Source organism: Pseudoxanthomonas sp. z9, assembly GCF_006542425.1.
GTDB lineage: Bacteria > Pseudomonadota > Gammaproteobacteria > Xanthomonadales > Xanthomonadaceae > Pseudoxanthomonas_A.
In genome coordinates this window covers 205,856-223,035 of sequence record NZ_VFID01000012.1, presented here as the reverse complement: position 1 = coordinate 223,035, position 17,180 = coordinate 205,856, and the positions used below count along the sequence as shown (strand labels likewise).

Annotated in this window: 18 protein-coding genes; 3 read left to right on the top strand and 15 right to left on the bottom strand. The window is 69.5% G+C overall.

Going from position 1 to position 17,180, the window contains the following annotated elements; genetic code table 11:
- Positions 1 to 8 precede the first annotated feature (8 nt).
- Genes FG323_RS15050 through birA form a run of 3 tightly spaced genes read right to left on the bottom strand, consistent with a single transcriptional unit; the run spans position 9 to position 2,456 of the window.
- The gene (locus FG323_RS15050) at positions 9 to 716 is read right to left on the bottom strand and encodes an SPOR domain-containing protein (RefSeq protein ID WP_141455523.1); all 708 of its coding nucleotides are present in this window, start codon (positions 714 to 716) and stop codon (positions 9 to 11) included.
- Positions 717 to 738: 22 nt separating this feature from the next.
- Positions 739 to 1,491, bottom strand: a complete 753-nt coding sequence (locus tag FG323_RS15045) for a type III pantothenate kinase (protein WP_141455522.1) — start codon at positions 1,489 to 1,491, stop codon at positions 739 to 741.
- A complete protein-coding gene (gene birA, locus FG323_RS15040) occupies positions 1,488 to 2,456 on the bottom strand; it encodes a bifunctional biotin--[acetyl-CoA-carboxylase] ligase/biotin operon repressor BirA (RefSeq protein WP_343192865.1) in 969 nt (322 codons plus the stop codon). The genes FG323_RS15045 and birA overlap by 4 nt, the downstream gene beginning before the upstream one ends.
- Positions 2,457 to 2,676: 220 nt before the next feature.
- On the opposite strand from birA, the gene FG323_RS15035 reads away from it, so the two are divergent.
- Together FG323_RS15035 and FG323_RS15030 are read left to right on the top strand one after the other, a co-directional pair.
- Positions 2,677 to 3,012 (top strand): hypothetical protein, encoded by a 336-nt coding sequence (locus tag FG323_RS15035; RefSeq protein ID WP_141455520.1) that lies wholly within the window; start codon positions 2,677 to 2,679, stop codon positions 3,010 to 3,012.
- A 3-nt stretch (positions 3,013 to 3,015) separates the two neighbouring features.
- Complete coding sequence (locus FG323_RS15030; protein WP_255470202.1) at positions 3,016 to 3,762, top strand: M90 family metallopeptidase; 747 nt, start codon at positions 3,016 to 3,018, stop codon at positions 3,760 to 3,762.
- A 30-nt stretch (positions 3,763 to 3,792) separates the two neighbouring features.
- Here FG323_RS15030 and FG323_RS15025 read toward each other — a convergent pair whose 3' ends face one another.
- From FG323_RS15025 to FG323_RS14985, 9 genes are all read right to left on the bottom strand, one after another.
- Positions 3,793 to 5,238 (bottom strand): ATP-binding protein, encoded by a 1,446-nt coding sequence (locus tag FG323_RS15025; protein WP_141455519.1) that lies wholly within the window; start codon positions 5,236 to 5,238, stop codon positions 3,793 to 3,795.
- A complete protein-coding gene (locus FG323_RS15020) occupies positions 5,238 to 5,924 on the bottom strand; it encodes a response regulator transcription factor (protein WP_141455518.1) in 687 nt (228 codons plus the stop codon). The genes FG323_RS15025 and FG323_RS15020 overlap by 1 nt, the downstream gene beginning before the upstream one ends.
- A gap of 65 nt (positions 5,925 to 5,989) precedes the next feature.
- Positions 5,990 to 6,415, bottom strand: a complete 426-nt coding sequence (locus FG323_RS15015; protein WP_141455517.1) for a hypothetical protein — start codon at positions 6,413 to 6,415, stop codon at positions 5,990 to 5,992.
- 148 nt (positions 6,416 to 6,563) lie between these two features.
- A complete protein-coding gene (locus FG323_RS15010) occupies positions 6,564 to 7,478 on the bottom strand; it encodes an arginine deiminase-related protein (protein ID WP_141455516.1) in 915 nt (304 codons plus the stop codon).
- Between the two features lie 11 nt (positions 7,479 to 7,489).
- Positions 7,490 to 8,458, bottom strand: coding sequence for a tRNA dihydrouridine(20/20a) synthase DusA (gene dusA, locus FG323_RS15005; protein ID WP_255470201.1), 969 nt, complete (start codon positions 8,456 to 8,458; stop codon positions 7,490 to 7,492).
- A gap of 267 nt (positions 8,459 to 8,725) precedes the next feature.
- Positions 8,726 to 9,205, bottom strand: coding sequence for a DUF4440 domain-containing protein (locus tag FG323_RS15000; RefSeq protein ID WP_181444251.1), 480 nt, complete (start codon positions 9,203 to 9,205; stop codon positions 8,726 to 8,728).
- Positions 9,206 to 9,210: 5 nt separating this feature from the next.
- A complete protein-coding gene (locus FG323_RS14995) occupies positions 9,211 to 9,702 on the bottom strand; it encodes a nuclear transport factor 2 family protein (protein WP_220094183.1) in 492 nt (163 codons plus the stop codon).
- A gap of 121 nt (positions 9,703 to 9,823) precedes the next feature.
- Positions 9,824 to 10,651 (bottom strand): LytTR family DNA-binding domain-containing protein, encoded by an 828-nt coding sequence (locus tag FG323_RS14990; protein WP_255470200.1) that lies wholly within the window; start codon positions 10,649 to 10,651, stop codon positions 9,824 to 9,826.
- A gap of 2 nt (positions 10,652 to 10,653) precedes the next feature.
- A complete protein-coding gene (locus FG323_RS14985) occupies positions 10,654 to 11,799 on the bottom strand; it encodes a histidine kinase (RefSeq protein ID WP_141455513.1) in 1,146 nt (381 codons plus the stop codon).
- A 216-nt stretch (positions 11,800 to 12,015) separates the two neighbouring features.
- Here FG323_RS14985 and FG323_RS14980 point away from each other — a divergent pair, with 216 nt between their 5' ends.
- Positions 12,016 to 13,122, top strand: a complete 1,107-nt coding sequence (locus tag FG323_RS14980; RefSeq protein ID WP_141455512.1) for a PQQ-dependent sugar dehydrogenase — start codon at positions 12,016 to 12,018, stop codon at positions 13,120 to 13,122.
- Between the two features lie 37 nt (positions 13,123 to 13,159).
- Here FG323_RS14980 and FG323_RS14975 read toward each other — a convergent pair whose 3' ends face one another.
- Genes FG323_RS14975 through kdpC form a run of 3 tightly spaced genes read right to left on the bottom strand, consistent with a single transcriptional unit; the run spans position 13,160 to position 17,173 of the window.
- Positions 13,160 to 13,888: a response regulator transcription factor gene (locus tag FG323_RS14975; protein ID WP_141455511.1), complete on the bottom strand. Its 729-nt coding sequence runs from the start codon at positions 13,886 to 13,888 to the stop codon at positions 13,160 to 13,162.
- Positions 13,889 to 13,905: 17 nt separating this feature from the next.
- Positions 13,906 to 16,536 (bottom strand): sensor histidine kinase KdpD, encoded by a 2,631-nt coding sequence (locus FG323_RS14970; protein WP_141455510.1) that lies wholly within the window; start codon positions 16,534 to 16,536, stop codon positions 13,906 to 13,908.
- Between the two features lie 4 nt (positions 16,537 to 16,540).
- A complete protein-coding gene (kdpC, locus tag FG323_RS14965) occupies positions 16,541 to 17,173 on the bottom strand; it encodes a potassium-transporting ATPase subunit KdpC (RefSeq protein WP_141455509.1) in 633 nt (210 codons plus the stop codon).
- Positions 17,174 to 17,180: the final 7 nt, after the last annotated feature.

Sequence of the window (17,180 nt, the reverse complement as noted above, 5' to 3'; positions counted from 1 at the left end):
CCGGGATTCTACCGCAGTGCGGCAGGGCAGTCCTGCGGCTGCACCGGAACGCCGGCCAAGGGACGCAGCGCCAAGGCGGTGGTGCCGGCCGGGGCGGCGACGTCCAGCCACCAGCGCGACGGCCCTTCCTCGCCTATCGGCTGGACGCGGGCCGGAAAACCAGCCGCGGCGAGTTGTGCCTGCCGCCGCTCGGCGCCTTCCCGGTTGCGGTAGCGACCCAATGCGATGCCGTTGGTTTCCTCGCCCTGGTTGATTACCAGGAAATCGTCGAAGCCGGCCGCGCCGATGCGCTGCGCCGTCGCCACCGCTTCCTCGCGGCTACCCATCGGTGGCAGCGAGACCCGGTAGCCGCTGGCGCCCTTCCCCGGCATTTCTCGTGGAATCGCGCGGCCGACCGTCGAGTCAATTCGGCCACGCGCGAGATCGGCGGCGGCCCGCTCGGCGAATGGACCGGCGCGGAAACAGGCGCGCGCGGCGCTTGGCGGTGCGGCCGGCACGCTGGCCGGCGCCGCAGGCGACGACGGCGGTGCAGTGGCGGTGATGGCAACCTTCGGCGCGATCGACGCCGCGGCCGCGGATTCCACCAGCTCCAGCCGGGTTACGCCCGCCGGCACTTCCGGCAATGGCGACGCGGCGGGTTCAGGCCGGGTGAGCCACCAGGCGGCCACGCCCAGGTTGAGGACGGCCAGCAGGACAATCAGGGCGCGAATCAGCATGCGGGGATTCTATCCATGGCGGTCACGCCTCCGCACCCGTGGGCCATCCGGCCTTCGCCCACTGGGCCAGACCCTCGAGTACCAGCGACGGGGCGAATTCCGCCTCCGGCAATCCCGCGCGCAGCGCCTCGGCGCCACCGCCGTGCAGCAGCAGCGCCGGCGTCTCGCCGAGTTCGCGGGCGGCCAGCCGCAGGCTGCGTTCGATCAGGCCCAGCGCGGCGCCGTCGCAACCGGACGCCAGCGCATCCTCGGTGTCATCGGCGAACTCGCGGTAGATGCCGCCCTGCGGCGGCAGTTGCACCGCAGCCTGATGCAGCGCGGCGCGCATCAGCGCGGGCGACGGTGCGATGCGCCCGCCCCGGTGCAGGCCGCGCGGATCCAGGAGATCGATGGTGATGGCGGTGCCGACGCCCGCGATCATCCATGCGCGCGCATCGCGGGCATGCGCCGCGACCATCGCCAGGAACCGATCCACACCCAGCTTCTCCGGCTGCGCGTAGGCAATGCGGACGCCCGCGAACGCGATCTGCGTGCGGGCGAGCGAAATGCGCTGGAATCTTTCGGTCAACGCGTCGATGACCGCCAAAGTCAGCGCCGGCGACGCCACGCTCGCCAGGCAGGCCGAATCGGCCGCATCCGGCAGGTTTCGTCGCAGCGCGTCGGCGAATCCGTGCTCGTCATGACCGAACGCGATCACCTCGCCGGGACGCCCGTCGCCATCCAGCTGCGTGCACTTGAGCCGCGAATTCCCCAGGTCGAACAACCATTGCGTCATTGTGCCCTCACGCTGATTTCCCCGGCATGCACGTTCTCCCAGGCGTCATCGATCAGGACGCGCAATGCACCGTCCTCGGCCAGGCCGCCGGCGACGCCGTGGCGCGTCTGCCGCGATCCGTGTATCGCGACTTCCCGCCCGGCCAGCACGTCCAGCGGGGCGAAGCGCGACAGGAACGGGGCCAGGCCATCGCGGTCGAACTGTTCCAGTGCCGGCAGCAGATGCGACAGCAGCGCCGCCGCCAGCGCGTTGCGATCCGGCGTGGTGCCACCCAGCGCGGCCAGATCGATCCAGGGCTGGTCGATGCCGGCCGCGAAGGTCGCCGGCATGCGCACGTTGATGCCGATGCCGATGATCGCCCGGACCGGGCCGCCATGCTCGCCGCCGCCTTCGACCAGCACGCCACCCAGCTTGCGGCCGTCCACCAGCAGATCGTTGGGCCATTTGAGTCCGGTGCCGGCGTAGCCCAGCGCGCGCAGCGCCTCCGCCACCGCCACGCCGGCGACCAGGCTGAGCCCACCCAGCCGCGCCAGGCCGCCGCTGAAATGGCGTGCCAGCGACAGGTACAGGTTGGCCGCGACCGGCGACGCCCACTGGCGCCCGCGCCGTCCGCGCCCGCCGGTCTGCTGTTCGGCCAGCAACGCGCTCACGCCGTGCGGCGGGGTATCCCGACGCAGCAGTTCGCTGTTGGTCGAATCCAGCGACCAGGCGACGTCCAGCGCCGCCAGGCCAGCCCGGCATCCGGGATCCAGTGCCTGGCAGATGGTGCCGGCGTCCAGCAGATCCAGCGGTCCTGCCAGGGCGTAGCCGCGCCCGGCCCGGGCGTCGATACGCACTCCCGCCTCGCGCAGGGCCTCGATGCGTTTCCACATGGCGGCGCGGGTCAGGCCTGCGTCCCGGGCCAGCGCGTCACCGGACACGGGGCCGGCCTGCAGCCGTCTCAGCAGCTCGCGTTCGGCACTCACCGCCCCGGCTCCCGGCCGCCATCGGCGGGGGGAAGAGAGGCATCGGGGACAACGGCGGACAGGCATGGCATGGCGTCATTATGCCGGGGCCCGCCGGACCCGATCCGGTCGTTCCCGGCAGGCTTCGCCGCGGCCCGGCCTGTTCAGATCGTCATCCCGGTTTCCGGCTATATTCAGCAGGATGGCCGCCGCCTTGGCGCCATCCGACAGGAGTCCTCCGATGCTTCGCGCCAGCTTCATCGTCCTGCTGACCTGCATCTGTGCGCCGGCGATGGCGCAGAACGGCCGCGTGTTGTCGACCGTCAGCGCATCGGCCTGTCAGGAAATCGCCGACAAGGCCAGCGAAGCCTCTCCGCCCAGCGAAGCCGCCACGCGCGCCGCACGCGCGTCGGTGCGCGACAAGTATGCGCCCGCGAACACCTCGTCGTCCGGCGGCACGCTGCCGGTGGTGGGCAGTCGCGGCGGCGGCGGCGAGGACGAAGGCGATCCGAGCCCGGTGCTGCCGCGCCCGCGCGCGCCGAAATGGCACAGCTTCCTGCCGGGCATGTTCCGCTGACCAGTGTTGCGATTGCTCCGGCGGTTCCGCCCGCCCGCTCCCATTGACGACGCGATCTGGCATGACATCTGCCGCGATACGCCGTGGATCGCCCGGCTGGACGACGTGCGCCGCTGGCGCCTGCGCGCACTGACTGCGCGCTTCCTGCACGAGAAGACCATCACCCCGCTGGGCGAACTCTCGCTCGACACCCTGCAATGCACCCAGCTGGCCGCCTTGTGCTGCCTGCCGCTGCTGGAGTTCGGCCAGCGCGGCTGGCGTGGCTGGTCGCAGCTCATCGTCTATCCCGAAGCCTTCCGCGTGCACCGCAGCCACACCGATGCGGCTGGCGTGCAGCACGAATGGGAAGACGATCTGGCCGGCGAATCCTGGGATGCCGGCCCGCTGATCCTGTCGTGGGCGGACGTGCAGGCGGACCTGGCCGAACCCGATGCCGGCTTCTGCGTGGCCGTGCACGAAATGGCGCACAAGCTGGATGCCCTCGACGGGGAGATGGACGGCACGCCCCCGCTGCCCGGCGACTGGCGTCGCCGCTGGGCGCAGGATTTCCAGCGCGCCTACGATCAGCTGTGCCAGGAAGTCGATACCGGCCGCGAGACCCGCATCGACGCGTATGCGACCGAAGGTCCGGACGAATTCTTCGCGGTGGCCACCGAGTACCACTTCTCCGCGCCGCGCCTGCTGCGCCAGGCCATGCCCGACGTGGCCGCGCACCTGCGCCGGTTCTACGGTCCGCCACCGGAATGGTGATCGGCGGGTGGTCGCGCGCCGTGCGGCGGATCAAAGTCCCTGCGGCAAGGTGACCACGAACTGCGCGCCACCCAGTTCCTCCGAGCGCCCCACCTGCAGTTCGCCACGGTAGTCGCGGATGAGATCCTGCACGATCGACAGGCCGATGCCATGGCCATGCACGCGCTCGTCGCCGCGCACGCCACGCTGGAGGACGACCGGGATGTTTTCCTCGGTGATGCCGGGACCGTCATCCTCCACCGACAGGTAAAGGCCGGCGCGCCGCTGCGGTGCCGCGGGCAGCGGGCGCACGGTCAGCAACACGCGCGAACGCGCCCACTTGAACGCGTTCTCCAGCAGGTTGCCCATCAGCTCCTGCAGATCGCCGGTCTCGCCGTAGAACCGCGCCTGCGGATCGATTTCGAATTCGCACAGCACGCGCTTGCCGGCGTAGACCTTCTCCAGGCCGCTGACGATCTCCTCGGCATGCGGTTCGATCGGCACCGGCGCGGAGAACAGTTTGTGGCCGCTGGAAGCCGCGCGCGCCAGCTGGTAGGACACCAGTCCATTCATGCGCTTGAGCTGGTTATCCAGCTCCTCCCGCAGCGAGGCCTCGCCGCTGCCGCTGTCGAGCTGGGTGCGCAGCACCGCGAGCGGCGTCTTCAGGCTGTGCGCGAGATCGGCCAGGGTATTGCGCTGGCGCTCCAGGTTCTCGCGTTCGCTCTCGATGAAGGCGTTGATGCTGTCGGTGAGCGGTTCCAGTTCGCGCGGATGGCGTTCGCTCATGCGGTCGATCTGCCCGCCCTGCACGCGGGTCAGCTCGGTGATCACCCGGCGCAGCGGACGCAGGCTCCAGCGCAGCACCGCCATCTGCAGCAGCAGCAGGATGAAACCGGCGCTGCCCAGATACACCCACAGCGCCCCGCGGAACACGCGCATCTGCGCGTTGAGCGCCTGCGCGTCCTCGAGGATGTAGATGCTGTAGGGAAACTCCGCATCCGGGCCACGCTCGGCCCAGACGAAGCCCACGCCATAGCGGTAGACCTGGCTCTCGCTGCCGTCGGCGCGGCGGAACGTGACCGGACCGTCGAAGGCTTCCTCCAGCGGGCCGAGCATCGGCGACGCCGGCAGCACCGGCCCGAGGGTGGAGTTGGAACCCCAGCGGTCGTTGGGCAGGATCACTTCCGCGTACAGGCCGCTATCGGGCATCTCGAAACGCGGGTCGGGCGTATCGAAGGGCGGAATCAGCGCGCCGCCGCGGGTGAAGTCGATTTCGTCGGTGTACTTGAGCGCATACGCCTTCAGGCGCTGGCGCAGGTTGTCCTCGGCGGTGGCGATGAACGCGCGATCCAGCGCGTAGCCGGCCAATGCGAGAAAGGCCACCAGTCCGAGACTGGCGGCCAGCAGTTGGCGGGCACGCAGCGATCGCGGGCGCCAGCCGTCGAACGGCGTGCGCCGCGGCCTGGCCGAGGGTTCGGCGCCCGCCGGGGACGCCATCAAGCCTCGTTGGTGCGCGGGATGGCGAAGCGGTAGCCGCGTCCGCGCACGGTCTCGATCGGCTTCAGTTCGCCTTCCGGATCCAGCTTCTTGCGCAGGCGGCCGATGAAGACTTCCAGCACGTTGGAATCACGGTCGAAATCCTGCTGGTAGATGTGCTCGGTCAGGTCCGCCTTCGAGACCAGTTCGCCGGCGTGCATCATCAGGTATTCCAGCACCTTGTACTCGTAGCTGGTCAGGTCGACGTTGCTGCCATTGACGCTGACCGTCTGCGCGGCCAGATCCAGCGCGACCGGGCCGCACTCCAGGGTCGGCTTGCTCCAGCCGGCGGCGCGGCGCAGCAACGCGTTGACCCGCGCCAGCAGTTCCTCGACGTGGAAGGGCTTGACCAGATAGTCGTCCGCGCCCTGCTTCAGGCCCTCGACCTTGTCCTGCCAGCTGGAACGCGCGGTCAGGATGAGGATCGGGAATTTCTTGCCCTCGTCGCGCAGGGCCTTGATCAGTTCCATGCCCGACATCTTGGGCAGGCCGAGGTCGATGATGCCCACGTCGAAGGGGACTTCGCGGCCCATGTACAGGCCTTCTTCGCCGTCCTGGGCGGCGTCGACGGCAAAGCCTTCGCGCTTCAGACGGGCGGCCAGGGTTTCGCGCAGGGGGGCTTCGTCTTCGACCAGCAAGATACGCATGGACTCTCCTTGGAATGCGGGCGGCACCTGGGCCGCCACGAGCTTACGAGTGATTCTACGTAAGACTACGGTTGAGGTGGGTTATCACTACGTGCAGACGCGGGCGCCTGCTCACCATCGCCACCACGCGACGACGTGCGGCGGCGGTTCCCGCCGGCGTCGTCCATGTAACGCACGCGTCCCCGCTCATCGATCACCTTCATGCGATTGATGTCGCGGCCGTCGAACGGCACGCGTTCGGCGCTCAGCACGCGGATGCCGGGCTCGCGCTGGGCGCGGCGCACGGAATCGGACAGCGAATTGTGGTTGTTGTCGCGAGCATCGTTGGAACGGGGAGATCCCTGTTCGCGCTGCCCCGAACGCTCGCCACGATCGTCATGTCCCCGGCCCTGTCCCTGGCCCTGTGCCTGCGCCCGGGCGTCGGCCACGACCACCATGCCGGCCAGCGCCAGCAGTGCCACGAACGCGATGGAAGAGAATGTGCGATGCATAACGGAATCGTAACGGATCTGGGTTCGCCAAACTGAACGGAACCCGAAACCACTTCTAGACCAATGGACGCAAAGTCTTGGCTCCGGGCAGTGAATCCGGTCTGAACTTATCCACAAGCCTGGCGCCACCGTTCAGCTTGCGGAACGGTCAGAAAATCTCGCCGACACAACATCTTAGCGAGCCCCCACCGGCCTCGACGGCGGCGAGCGGGACGTCGCGCACGACGAACCCGGCCTGCGCTTCCAGGCGTCGGCGGGTATCGGCCGAAAGCGCCCGGGCCGCCCGTTCGCTCATCCAGACGCTGTCGGGGCGCAGCGCGATTGCGTTGGCGGCGAAAGCGGCCTGCTCGTCCGCCGACAGGGCAATGGCCAGCGGCCCGTAGAGCTCGCCCAGGGCGGCCGGCACCTGCGGATCGGCGAAGCCCGGCGCCGCGAACAGCGCGGCACGCCCGGCCAGGACAGCCAGCACGACATTGGTGTGGTATTCGCCCGGGGCCAGGTCGAACATCAGGGTCGCGCGCAGGCCGAACGCTTCGTGCATCAGCGCCGCGCCGGCTTCGTCGCAGCGTTCGGACAGGCCGCAGAAACCCAGCCCGCGCGCGCGGTCGATGACCAGCGCCCCGGTCAGCTCACAGGGATGCGGCTGGATGGAGAGGTCGATTTCCCGGTAACCGAGGGTGTCGCGGAAGAAGCCGCGGATATCGCTCCGCTCCGCCTCCCGCCGCCTGACCCCGTGGCGCATGCGGCCGACGATCAGGCGCCCGGGCGCGGTCGCGAACACGTTGTTGGGAAACACCGCGTCCGGCGTGTGCGGATTGCCTGGAAAGGCGACCACCGGCAACTCGGCGGACAGCGCGCGATGCAGTGCACGGTGTTCGTCCAGCGCAACCAGCGCATCGAAGCCAGCGGCGTCGGCCATGTAGCGGTTGTCGCGCGCCGACTCGTCGGCACGGCCGAAGCCCTCCGGACTGACCAGGAAGGCGGCGCGCGCGGTGGCGGGTCCGAAGTCGGCGACGCTGGCGCGGGCCAGGCGCAGGAACTCCGGAATATCGCGGGTGAGCATCGCGGTCGCCCTCAGGCGGCCGGTTGCAGGCGCGATTCCGTCGCCGCGAGCGCGCGCTCCAGCAGCGACCAGTCGGCGCCCGGACGATGCGCGCCCTCGCTCAGGATCTGGCGGAACATGCGCCCGCCGGGCTGACCATGGAACAGGCCCAGGACGTGGCGGGTCACGTGCTTGAGCGCGACGCCCGCCGCCAGGCGGCTTTCCACGTAAGGACGCAGCGCGCGCAGCAGCTCGGCGCGGCTGCGCAAGGGTGCCCCCCACAGTGAGGCTTCCAGTTCATGCAACAGATACGGCTCGTGATACGCGGCGCGGCCCAGCATCACCCCGTCGCTGTGGCGCAGGTGCGTTTGCACGTCGACGACGGTGCCGATGCCGCCATTGACCGCCACGATCAGATCGGGGCGCTCGCGCTTGAGCTGGTAGGCCCAGTCGTAGCGCAACGGCGGGATCTCGCGGTTCTCCTTCGGCGACAGGCCCTGCAGCCAGGCCTTGCGCGCATGCACGAAGAACGTCGTGCAGCCCGCGTCCGCGACGGTATCGACGAACGCCCGGAAGCGATCGTAGTCCTCAAGTTCATCCACGCCCAACCGGCATTTCACCGTCACCGGAATCGCGACCGCGGCGATCATCGCCGCCACGCTGTCGGCCACCAGCGCCGGTTCCTTCATCAGGCAGGCGCCGAAGCGGCCGGCCTGCACGCGATCGGAAGGACAGCCGACGTTGAGGTTGACCTCGTCGTAGCCCCATTCCTCGCCGATGCGCGCGGCCCGTGCCAGCAGGTCGGGCTCGCTGCCGCCCAGTTGCAGCGCGACCGGATGTTCCACCGCATCGAATCCGAGCAGGCGATCGCGATCGCCGTGGATCACCGCCTGTGCATGCACCATCTCGGTGTACAGCCGCGCATGCGGCGACAGCAGCCGATGGAACACGCGGCAGTGCGAATCGGTCCAGTCCATCATCGGGGCGACGGACAGGGTCACGCCTTCCCGGATATCGGGACTGCGGGGCTTGGCCCCTGTCGGGACGGCGGTTTCCAACGGCATGCTTGGCTTGTTTCCAGTGGGGTCTGCGGACATCCAGGCCGCCTGATGGGCGGTCCGGGACGCGGGTCCGCGGCCGCCAGGCGCCTGCCGGGCCATTATCGCCCATGTCGTGGCGGAGGCCCGAACTCCTCCCACATCCCTGTCCAGCGCCGTCCGCGCCGGTCCAGACCGAAGTGCCGCCGATTTGCCGTGAGGGCTTGCGGCCTACCCGGCGACCGCCGGCCCATCGGTGTTGATCGATTCGGCGGTGACCACCCAACGCGCGCCGTTCCATCGCCAGGTGACCAGGTGCTTGCCCTTGACCCGCATCGTCCTTCCCCCGGACAGGACGGTCGCCTCGAACTCGCCCAGTTCGTAGGCCATGTCGCCGGAAGCCGCGATGATGATCTCGGTGGGCCGGAACCTGGCCGAGTATCCCGGCGTATCCAGGCGTTCCCGGAACCACGCGCGGATCGCCACCTTGCCGCGGATCATGGGGCTGCCGTGGGTCAGGAACGCCGCGTTGTCATCGTAGTTCTCCATCACCCGGTCCAGGCGTCCGGCGAAGAGATCCTCGGACCATCGGGCGTCGGTCGCGCGGATCACCGCCTCGGCCTCCCGTGCTTCCGGTCCGCCCGTCGCCGGGGCGGGAGCGCTGGCAATGGACAGGCACAGCAGCGAGGCCGGGAGCAGCACGGATTTCACGCGCATCATCCGGGCTGGCCTTCGGCCTTGCGACCGAAATAGGAGATCTTGTTGGCGATCTTCCACTCGTCGCCGACCTTCAGCAGCAGGAAATAGTCGGTGATCACGACTGCGCCATGATCCAGGGTGATGCGGGCGGTGCCGGCGCTCCCCGAGGCATCCATGAAATCGATGGTGCGCACGCGCGATGCCTCGTCTGCCGCGGCCTTGCCCTTGAAGAACGCGCAGAACTCGTCCAGCGTCAGCGAGCTGACCTTGCCGTCGCGCACGCTCTCGATCCGCGCGCTCGGCAGGAACGCCTGGCGCATGTGGGACGCCTCGCCGGTGGCCTGGCCGCGGAAGTAGTGATTGATCGCCTGGCGCATGCCCGCCTGCGCGGCGGGATCCTGTTGCGCCGCCGGATGGGCAGCGGGTGCATCGGCCGGCAGCGCGTGCGCGCCCGCGGTCAAGGCAAAGAGGGTACTCGCGAGCAGGCTTCGAAATCGCGGCTGGTTCATGGCACGTCTCCTTGGGGATGTCCGTGCAGACTGACGGGCGGGGCGTCCGCGGACAATGGCGCCCACCGCGGATTCCGCACGCTTCGGCGCAATGCTTCCGACCGCGCACGCGGGGCGCGGGTTACTTGAACAGGGCGAGCCGGTCGCGGTAGCTGCGCGAGAGCTTGAGTTCCTGCCCGCAGTCCAGGGTCAGGAAGTACTCGCCGTTGAGGTGCGGACGCAGCGAGCTGACCCGTCCGGCGTTGACCAGGGTCGAGCGATGGATACGCGGAAACCGGGCCGGATCCAGCCGTTTCTCCAGTTGTCCGAGCGTTGCGCGCAGCACGTGGGTGTCGCGATCGGTATGGATGCACAGGTAGTCGCCGGCCGCATCGACCCAGCGGATGCTGGTCCGTGGCAGTCGCAGGGTGCGCGCGCCGTCGCGGATCGCCAGCGGCGCGTCCGCATCGCGCAACGCCTGCGCGCCACCGACGTCCAGCGCCTCGTCCAGGGTCAACGCGGGCCGGCCGCTGAGCGCGCCGAGCAGGCCCAGCAGCCGCGCGCGATGAACGCTGGCATCGCGGCGATCCAGCGCCTCGCGCACGCGGAACAAGGCCTGGTGCAGGCGGCTGTCGTCCACCGGCTTGAGCAGGTAGTCCACCGCGCTGGCTTCGAAGGCATTGAGCGCGTAGTGGTCATAGGCGGTAACGAACACCACCAGCGGCATCTGCTGCGCCGGGATCGCGCGCAGGGCCGCGAAGCCGTCCAGGCCGGGCATCTGCACGTCGAGGAACAGCAGATCCGGTGCGTGCTCCGACACCGCGCGCACCGCCGCGGCGCCATCGCCGACCTGGCCGACGATCTGGATGTCGCGTTCGCCGGCCAGGCGCAGTTCCAGCCCGCGCCGCGCCAGCGGCTCGTCGTCGGCGATCAGGGTCCGGATCATCCGGTCGCTCGCAGTTCGTGGCATGTTCACTCCCGTGGCGCGCCGCCGGTTTCGAACGGCAGGGTCATCGTCACCATGAACCCGCCCTCCTCGCGGTTGCGGACATCGAAACCCTGCTGCGCGCCGTACAACACGCGAAGCCGATCGCGGGTATTGGCCAGGCCGACCCGGTTGCCGCGCGGCGCGTTGTCGGGGGGCACGCCCCCGTGATCGAGCGCAGGCCATCCCGGACCGTCGTCGACAACCGACAATCTCAGGCGCTCCCCTTCGCGCGAGGCGCGCAATCCAATCGTTCCGCCTTCCACCCGCCTGGCCACGGCGTACTTGATGGCATTCTCGACCAGCGGTTGCAGCAGCAGGCTTGGCAGCAATGCCGACCAGCAGGTGGGTTCGATCTCGACCTCCACCCGCAGGCGCTCGGCGAAGCGGGTCTTCTCGATGTCCAGGTACAGGCCGATCGCGTCCAGTTCCTGCTTCAGGGTCACCCGCTGCATGGGATCGTTGTCGAGCGAGTGACGCAGGAATGCGCTCAACCCCTGCACCATCCGGTTGGCGGTGCCGTTGTCGCGGTCCAGCACCAGGGTGGAGATGGCGTTGAGGGTGTTGAACAGGAAGTGCGGGTTCAACTGGTAACGCAGCATCTTCAGCTGCGCCTGGTGCGCCATTGCGGTCGCCGCCAGCGCCGCCTCGGTCTGCATGCGCAGTTTCCGCCACGTGGTCATGACCAGATAGAGGCTGGTCCAGCCCACCAGCACGTAGAGCTGGCTGATCACGTAGCTGAAATAGCCGAACCGGGTGAAGGGCAGGCAGTGACCGCACCATCCCAGATCGGTGACGAGTTTGAAGGCCAGCGCCATCGCCGCGGCGATCAACAAGACCGGCAAGATCATCAGCAACGCCACCTGCGCCGGCGGCCGGTCGGCGCAGGCACGCAACAGGTAGCGCAGGCCCAGCGTGCCCAGGAATCCAGTCGTCGCCACCGCCAGCAGCACGGTCCAGTATTCGGCCGGCTTGCCGTTGGCGAGGGCGGAAAAGTAGTTGACCAGGAAAACGCCACCCCAGCCACCCGCGTGCAGCCACCAGAACAGGGCGTTCCCGGGCCATGCCGGCGACGGCTCGACCGACGGCTGCGGCGAAGCGGGAAGGCGAGGAAATGCGGGATCCGGCGTCATGGCGTGCGTGGTGCAACCCGATGGACAGGATAGGTCGCGCGGCGTGGCCGGCCGCGCGGCGCGGCTCGGTTCGGCGCGCGTTCGGAACGTTCCGGCGCAAACGCGCGCTCGCGGATCCCGGCAACGGCTAGCCTGTTCGACGACACGAAAGAACCTCCTTCAAGACCCACGCGCGTCCGGAACGGGCGGCGAGGCACGATAACAAAGGAATCGTCGATGCTGTTCGAACTGGTACTGGCCGCTGGCATGGCGACGGCCCCCGCGGAAACCATCGAAGTCATCCCGGTCGCCACCGGGCTCAGGCGTCCGTGGTCGATGGCATTCCTGCCCGACGGGGACTTCCTGGTAAGTGAAAAGGAAGGCGGATTGGTCAGGATCGGGCCGGACGGCACGAAGCATGCGGTCGCCGGCATGCCCGGTGATCTCGTCGACGCCTTCGAGGGTCGCGGCGACAACAGCGGACTGTTCGACGTGGTGCTGCACCCGGATTTCGCCAGCAACCGTCGCCTGTACTTCACCTACGCGTCGCAGGACGCGGATGGCCTCACCACCCGCCTGGCCACCGCGCGCCTGATCGATGATCGCCTGGCCGAGCTGCGTCCGCTGTTCGCGGCCACCCCGCGTTCGACGGAGCGCTTCCACTACGGCGGCGGCCTGCTGATCGATCGCCAGCGCCATCTGTATCTCACCGTCGGCGAGCGGCATTTCCGCGAAGGCGACAATCCGCCGTTGCCGGTGGCGCAGGATCCCACGGACAGGCGCGGCAAGATCTATCGGTTCACCCTCGACGGCGAGCCCGTGCCTGGCAATCCGGACTTCGGCGCGAATGCGGTGCCCGGTCTCTATGCGCTCGGCATCCGCGCCGCGCAGGGACTGGCGCAGGCGGCGGACGGACGCATCTGGATGTCCGAACATGGCACCCATCGCGGCGACGAGGTCAACGTGCTGCGTCCGCGCGCCAACTACGGCTGGCCGGTGCACACCTCGGGCCGCTATCGCACCACCGGCTACCGGCCGCAGACGCTGCCCGGGGCGATCTACACCGCACCCGCATGGACCTGGACCGATCGCACCGTCGCGCCCACCGGCCTGGTCATCTACAGCGGCTCGCAGTTTCCGGAATGGCGCGGCGACATGCTCCTCGCCGGACTGTCCACCGGCAGCCTGCTGCGGCTGGACCTGGAGGGAGATCGCGTGCTCGGCGAGGAAGTGCTGCTCAGCGGAACCCGCCTGCGCAACGTGAAGCAGGCGCCGGACGGCACGCTGTACCTGCTGACGGACGAGCCGGAGGGACGGCTGCTGCGGTTGGAACGACGGCCATGAGGCGTCCGCGCCGGTCCGTTCGCGCGTTCCCGCCCCATCAATGCGCGCCGTCGATGAAGCGCAGGCCCACACCCGGTTCGGTAGCGATGTAACGCGGCGCGGAGGCGTCGTCACCGATCTTCTGGCGCAGCTTGCCGACCAGGATGCGCAGGTAGTGGGTGTCCTGCTGGTGGGTGGGTCCCCACAGTTCGCGCAGCAGCTGCGGTTGGGTGACCACCCGCCCGGCGTGGCGCAACAGCAACGACAGCAGGGCGAATTCCTTGCGGCTGAGCGCGAGCGGCTCGCCGTCCAGCGACACCTCGCGCCGTGCCAGATCGACGTGCAGGTGGCCGTCGTCGAACACCACCGGCGCCTCCGCCATGGCGCCGGCGTGGGTGCGCAGCAGGCCACGGATGCGTGCCATCAGCTCCTGCACGCCGAATGGCTTGGTCACGTAGTCGTTGGCGCCGGCGTCGAGTGCAGCCACCTTCTCCTGCTCGCCCGCGCGCACGGTCAGCATGATCACCGGCACCTGCGAGAAGCCGCGGATTTCGCGCAGCACCTCGTGGCCGTCGCGATCCGGCAGGCCGATGTCCAGGATCACCAGATCCGCGCCTTGTGAAACGAGCGCGGCCAGGCCGGAGGCGCCGTCCCCGGCCAGCAGTACCCGATACCCCTGCGCGCGCAGGCTGATGTCGAGGAACTTGCGGATCTGCGGCTCGTCGTCGACCACCAGGATGCGGACCGGGGGCGCGGACGAAGCCGGGACGGTGTCGGCGGGATTCAAGGCGGGACCGGCGGGACTCAGGGATGCAGGAGGGGAAGCGTAATCCTGATCGTGGTGCCGCGGCCATCCGGCCCGGCCAGCGCCTCCACGCTGCCGCCGTGGGCGCCGATCATGCCCTGGCAGATGGTCAGGCCCAGACCGGTGCCCTGGCGGCCGCGATCGCCGCGCTCCACGCTGTAGAACATGTCGAAGATGCGGCTGCGCTCCTGCTCCGGGATGCCGGGGCCGCGATCGCGCACGTCGATGCGCAACTGCTCGTCCACCAGGCGCGCCTCGACCTCGACCGGCTCGCCGCGCGGCGAGAACTTGGCGGCGTTCTCCAGCACGTTGAACACCGCCTGCTCGACCAGCGCCGGATGCACCCAGATGGGCGGCAGGTCGGCGGCGATCCGGGTCTGCAGCCGCACTTCCGGCTGGTAGCGCTGCAGGCGCCCGACCGCCGATCCGATCAGCTCGTCGACATTGATCCAGTCACGATTGAGGGTCAGCCCGGTGTGGCCCAGCCGGGTCATGTCGAGCAGGTTCTGGATGTAGCGGTCCAGGCGCTCGCCCTCACGCTGGATGGTGTCCAGCAGCGCCTTGCGATCCTCCGCGTCCATGGCGTCGGAATAGCTGGCCAGGCTGCTGGCCGAACCGATCATCGAGGCCAGCGGCGAGCGCAGATCGTGCGAGACCGAGGACAGCAGCGCCGAGCGCAGGCGTTCGGTCTCGCCGGTGATGCGCGCGCCCTCCAGGTCCGCGACCAGCCGGGTGCGCAGCGCGGCCTGGGCGATATCGTCGGCCATCGCCTCGGCCATCCGCCGCTGTTCGAACGCCAGCCTCGGCAAATCACGCGAAAAACGCACGCCGGCCACCCCCATCACCCCGCGCGCGTCGCGCAGTGGCAGGAACCACCAGGCGGATCCGGCGAGGGTATCGGTGAAGCGGCCGGTCGCCTGTGCGTGCTGCTGGGCCCAGTCGGCGGCGGCTAGATCCTTGCCTTCCAGCACCACCCCGTTCGATGCCGCCACCTGTCCATCCCAGCGCAGCCAGATTTCGGCGTCCATCGCCGTGCCCAGCGCGTCGCGGCCGGCGGCCAGCACCTGGCCCAGATCCGCCGCGCTGGTGAGCTGCCGCCCGAGCGTCTGCAGCGCGTTGGCATGGGCGTTGGCGGCACGCAGCGCCAGCACCTGCATGCGCAGGCGCGAGGCCAACCGGCCGGCAACCAGCGCGGCCAGCAGGAACAGGAACACCGTGGTCACGCCCTGCGAGGCGCCGATGTTGAAGGTGAACCGCGGGTCGATGAAGAAGAAGTTGTAGGCCAGGAAACTCAGCAGCGCGGCCACCACCGCCGCCGCCATCCGGGTGCGGGTGGCCACCAGCACCACGGCGACGATGAACACCATCGACAGATCGTCGATGCCGGTCCAGCGTTCGACCAGCCAGGACACGCCGACCGCCAGCATCGCCGCGATCACCGCGAACAGCAGATCGTTGCGCAGCAACGGCATGTCGGCGCGGTTCCAGCGCCGGCGCGAGCGCGCGCGCGCTTCCGGCGTGTTGATGATGACCAGTTCGTAGTGCGCGGCCCGCTGCAGCAGCTGCTGGGTCAGGGTGCGGTTGAACATCCGCGCCACCGGCCGCTCGCGGGTGCGCCCCAGCACCAGCGTGGAAGCGCCGATCTGGGCGGCATGATCCAGCAGCGCGTCGGCGATGCTGTTGCCGTGCACGACATCGGTCTGCGCGCCGAGCCGGCGCGCCAGCGCGAACGCGCGATCCAGTTCCAGTTGGGTGGCCTCGCCAGCCTCGCGTGCCTGCACGGTCACCACCGTCCACGGCGCGTCGCGGCGTTCGGCCAGTCGGCGGGCGACCCGCACCAGGTACTCCGACTGGCCCATGCCGTCGATCGCCACCAGCACCCGGCGGCGCAACGCCATGCCGGGCAGGCCGCGCGCGGTCCGGGTGTCGCGCAGATCGTTGTCGACGCGATCGGCGACGGTCTGCATCGCCAGCTCGCGCAGCGCGATCAGGTTGGACGGCGAGAAGAACGCCTGTAGCGCCTGCGCCGCCTGGTCCGGCAGGTAGACCTTGCCCTGGTGCAGGCGTTCGATCAGCTCGCGCGGCGGCAGGTCGACCAGCACGATGTCGCGCAGGCGGTCGAACACCGCGTCCGGCACGGTTTCGCTGACCCGCACGCCGGTGATCCGGTGGACCACGTCGTTGAGGCTTTCCAGGTGCTGGATGTTGATCGTGGTGTAGACGTCGATGCCCGCTTCCAGCAGTTCCATCACGTCCTGCCAGCGGCGCTCGTGGCGGCTGCCGGGCGCATTGCGGTGCGCCAGCTCGTCGACCAGCGCGACCTTGGGCCGGCGCGCCAGCAGCGCGTCGAGATCCATCTCGTCCAGCCAGCGCCCCTGGTAGCTGACCCGCCTGCGCGGCACCACCTCCAGGCCCTCGGTGAGCGCGGCGGTCTCGCTGCGGCCGTGGGTCTCGACGATGCCGATCACCGCGTCCACGCCCTGCTTGCGCATTTCCCGCGCGCGCGAAAGCATCGTGTAGGTCTTGCCGACGCCGGGCGCGGCGCCGAGGAAGATGGTCAGGCGACCGCCCGCCTCGCGGTGCAGGCCGTCGATCAGGGCATCGGCTTGGCGGCTGCGGGCGTCGGTCATGCGCCTATTGTGCCTGTTGCGCGTTGGCCGGCAGCGCATCCAGCGCCAGGTTCAGGCGCAGGACGTTGACCCGCGGCTCGCCGAGCAGGCCGAGCTGCGGCGCTTCCGTATACCGCTTCACCAGTTCCGCCACCGTCGCCGGCGCCAGGCCGCGTGCCTGGGCGACGCGGGCAATCTGCACGTCCGCGCCGCGCGGGCTGACATGCGGATCCAGGCCGCCACCGGATTGGGTGATCAGGTCAGCGGGCACATCGGCCGGCGCGATGCCGTCACGCGCGGCCACCGTCGCGCGGGTTTCGTCGATGCGCTTGCGCAGGTCCGGATTGCCGCGCGACTGGTTGCTGCCGGCGGCCGCCATCGGGTCATAGCCGGCCGCCGAAGGGCGCGGCTGGAAGTAGCGCGGGTCGGCGAACGGCTGCGCCACCAGCGCAGAGCCCACCGCGCGACCGCCTGCCAAAACGATCGATCCCGTCGCCTGGGCGGGGAACAGGCCGCGTCCCAGTCCGGTGCCGGCCAGCGAATACAGCAGGCCGAAACCGAGCAGCGACACCAATGCCAGGCCGAGGGAGGGACGTAGCAGGCCGACGCGGGCGATATGCGGCGACGCGACGATCTTGTAGCTCACGGGAGATTGCATGTCGTTT

What these genes read in the sequence shown, in the direction of transcription:
- FG323_RS15050 (WP_141455523.1), bottom strand. Translation starts at nt 716, where the DNA reads ATGCTGATTCGCGCCCTGATTGTCCTGCTGGCCGTCCTCAACCTGGGC.
- FG323_RS15045 (WP_141455522.1), bottom strand. Translation starts at nt 1,491, where the DNA reads ATGACGCAATGGTTGTTCGACCTGGGGAATTCGCGGCTCAAGTGCACG.
- FG323_RS15035 (WP_141455520.1), top strand. Translation starts at nt 2,677, where the DNA reads ATGCTTCGCGCCAGCTTCATCGTCCTGCTGACCTGCATCTGTGCGCCG.
- FG323_RS15025 (WP_141455519.1), bottom strand. Translation starts at nt 5,238, where the DNA reads ATGGCGTCCCCGGCGGGCGCCGAACCCTCGGCCAGGCCGCGGCGCACG.
- FG323_RS15020 (WP_141455518.1), bottom strand. Translation starts at nt 5,924, where the DNA reads ATGCGTATCTTGCTGGTCGAAGACGAAGCCCCCCTGCGCGAAACCCTG.
- FG323_RS15015 (WP_141455517.1), bottom strand. Translation starts at nt 6,415, where the DNA reads ATGCATCGCACATTCTCTTCCATCGCGTTCGTGGCACTGCTGGCGCTG.
- FG323_RS15010 (WP_141455516.1), bottom strand. Translation starts at nt 7,478, where the DNA reads ATGCTCACCCGCGATATTCCGGAGTTCCTGCGCCTGGCCCGCGCCAGC.
- FG323_RS14995 (WP_220094183.1), bottom strand. Translation starts at nt 9,702, where the DNA reads ATGAACCAGCCGCGATTTCGAAGCCTGCTCGCGAGTACCCTCTTTGCC.
- FG323_RS14990 (WP_255470200.1), bottom strand. Translation starts at nt 10,651, where the DNA reads ATGCCACGAACTGCGAGCGACCGGATGATCCGGACCCTGATCGCCGAC.
- FG323_RS14985 (WP_141455513.1), bottom strand. Translation starts at nt 11,799, where the DNA reads ATGACGCCGGATCCCGCATTTCCTCGCCTTCCCGCTTCGCCGCAGCCG.
- FG323_RS14980 (WP_141455512.1), top strand. Translation starts at nt 12,016, where the DNA reads ATGCTGTTCGAACTGGTACTGGCCGCTGGCATGGCGACGGCCCCCGCG.
- FG323_RS14970 (WP_141455510.1), bottom strand. Translation starts at nt 16,536, where the DNA reads ATGACCGACGCCCGCAGCCGCCAAGCCGATGCCCTGATCGACGGCCTG.
- kdpC (WP_141455509.1), bottom strand. Translation starts at nt 17,173, where the DNA reads ATGCAATCTCCCGTGAGCTACAAGATCGTCGCGTCGCCGCATATCGCC.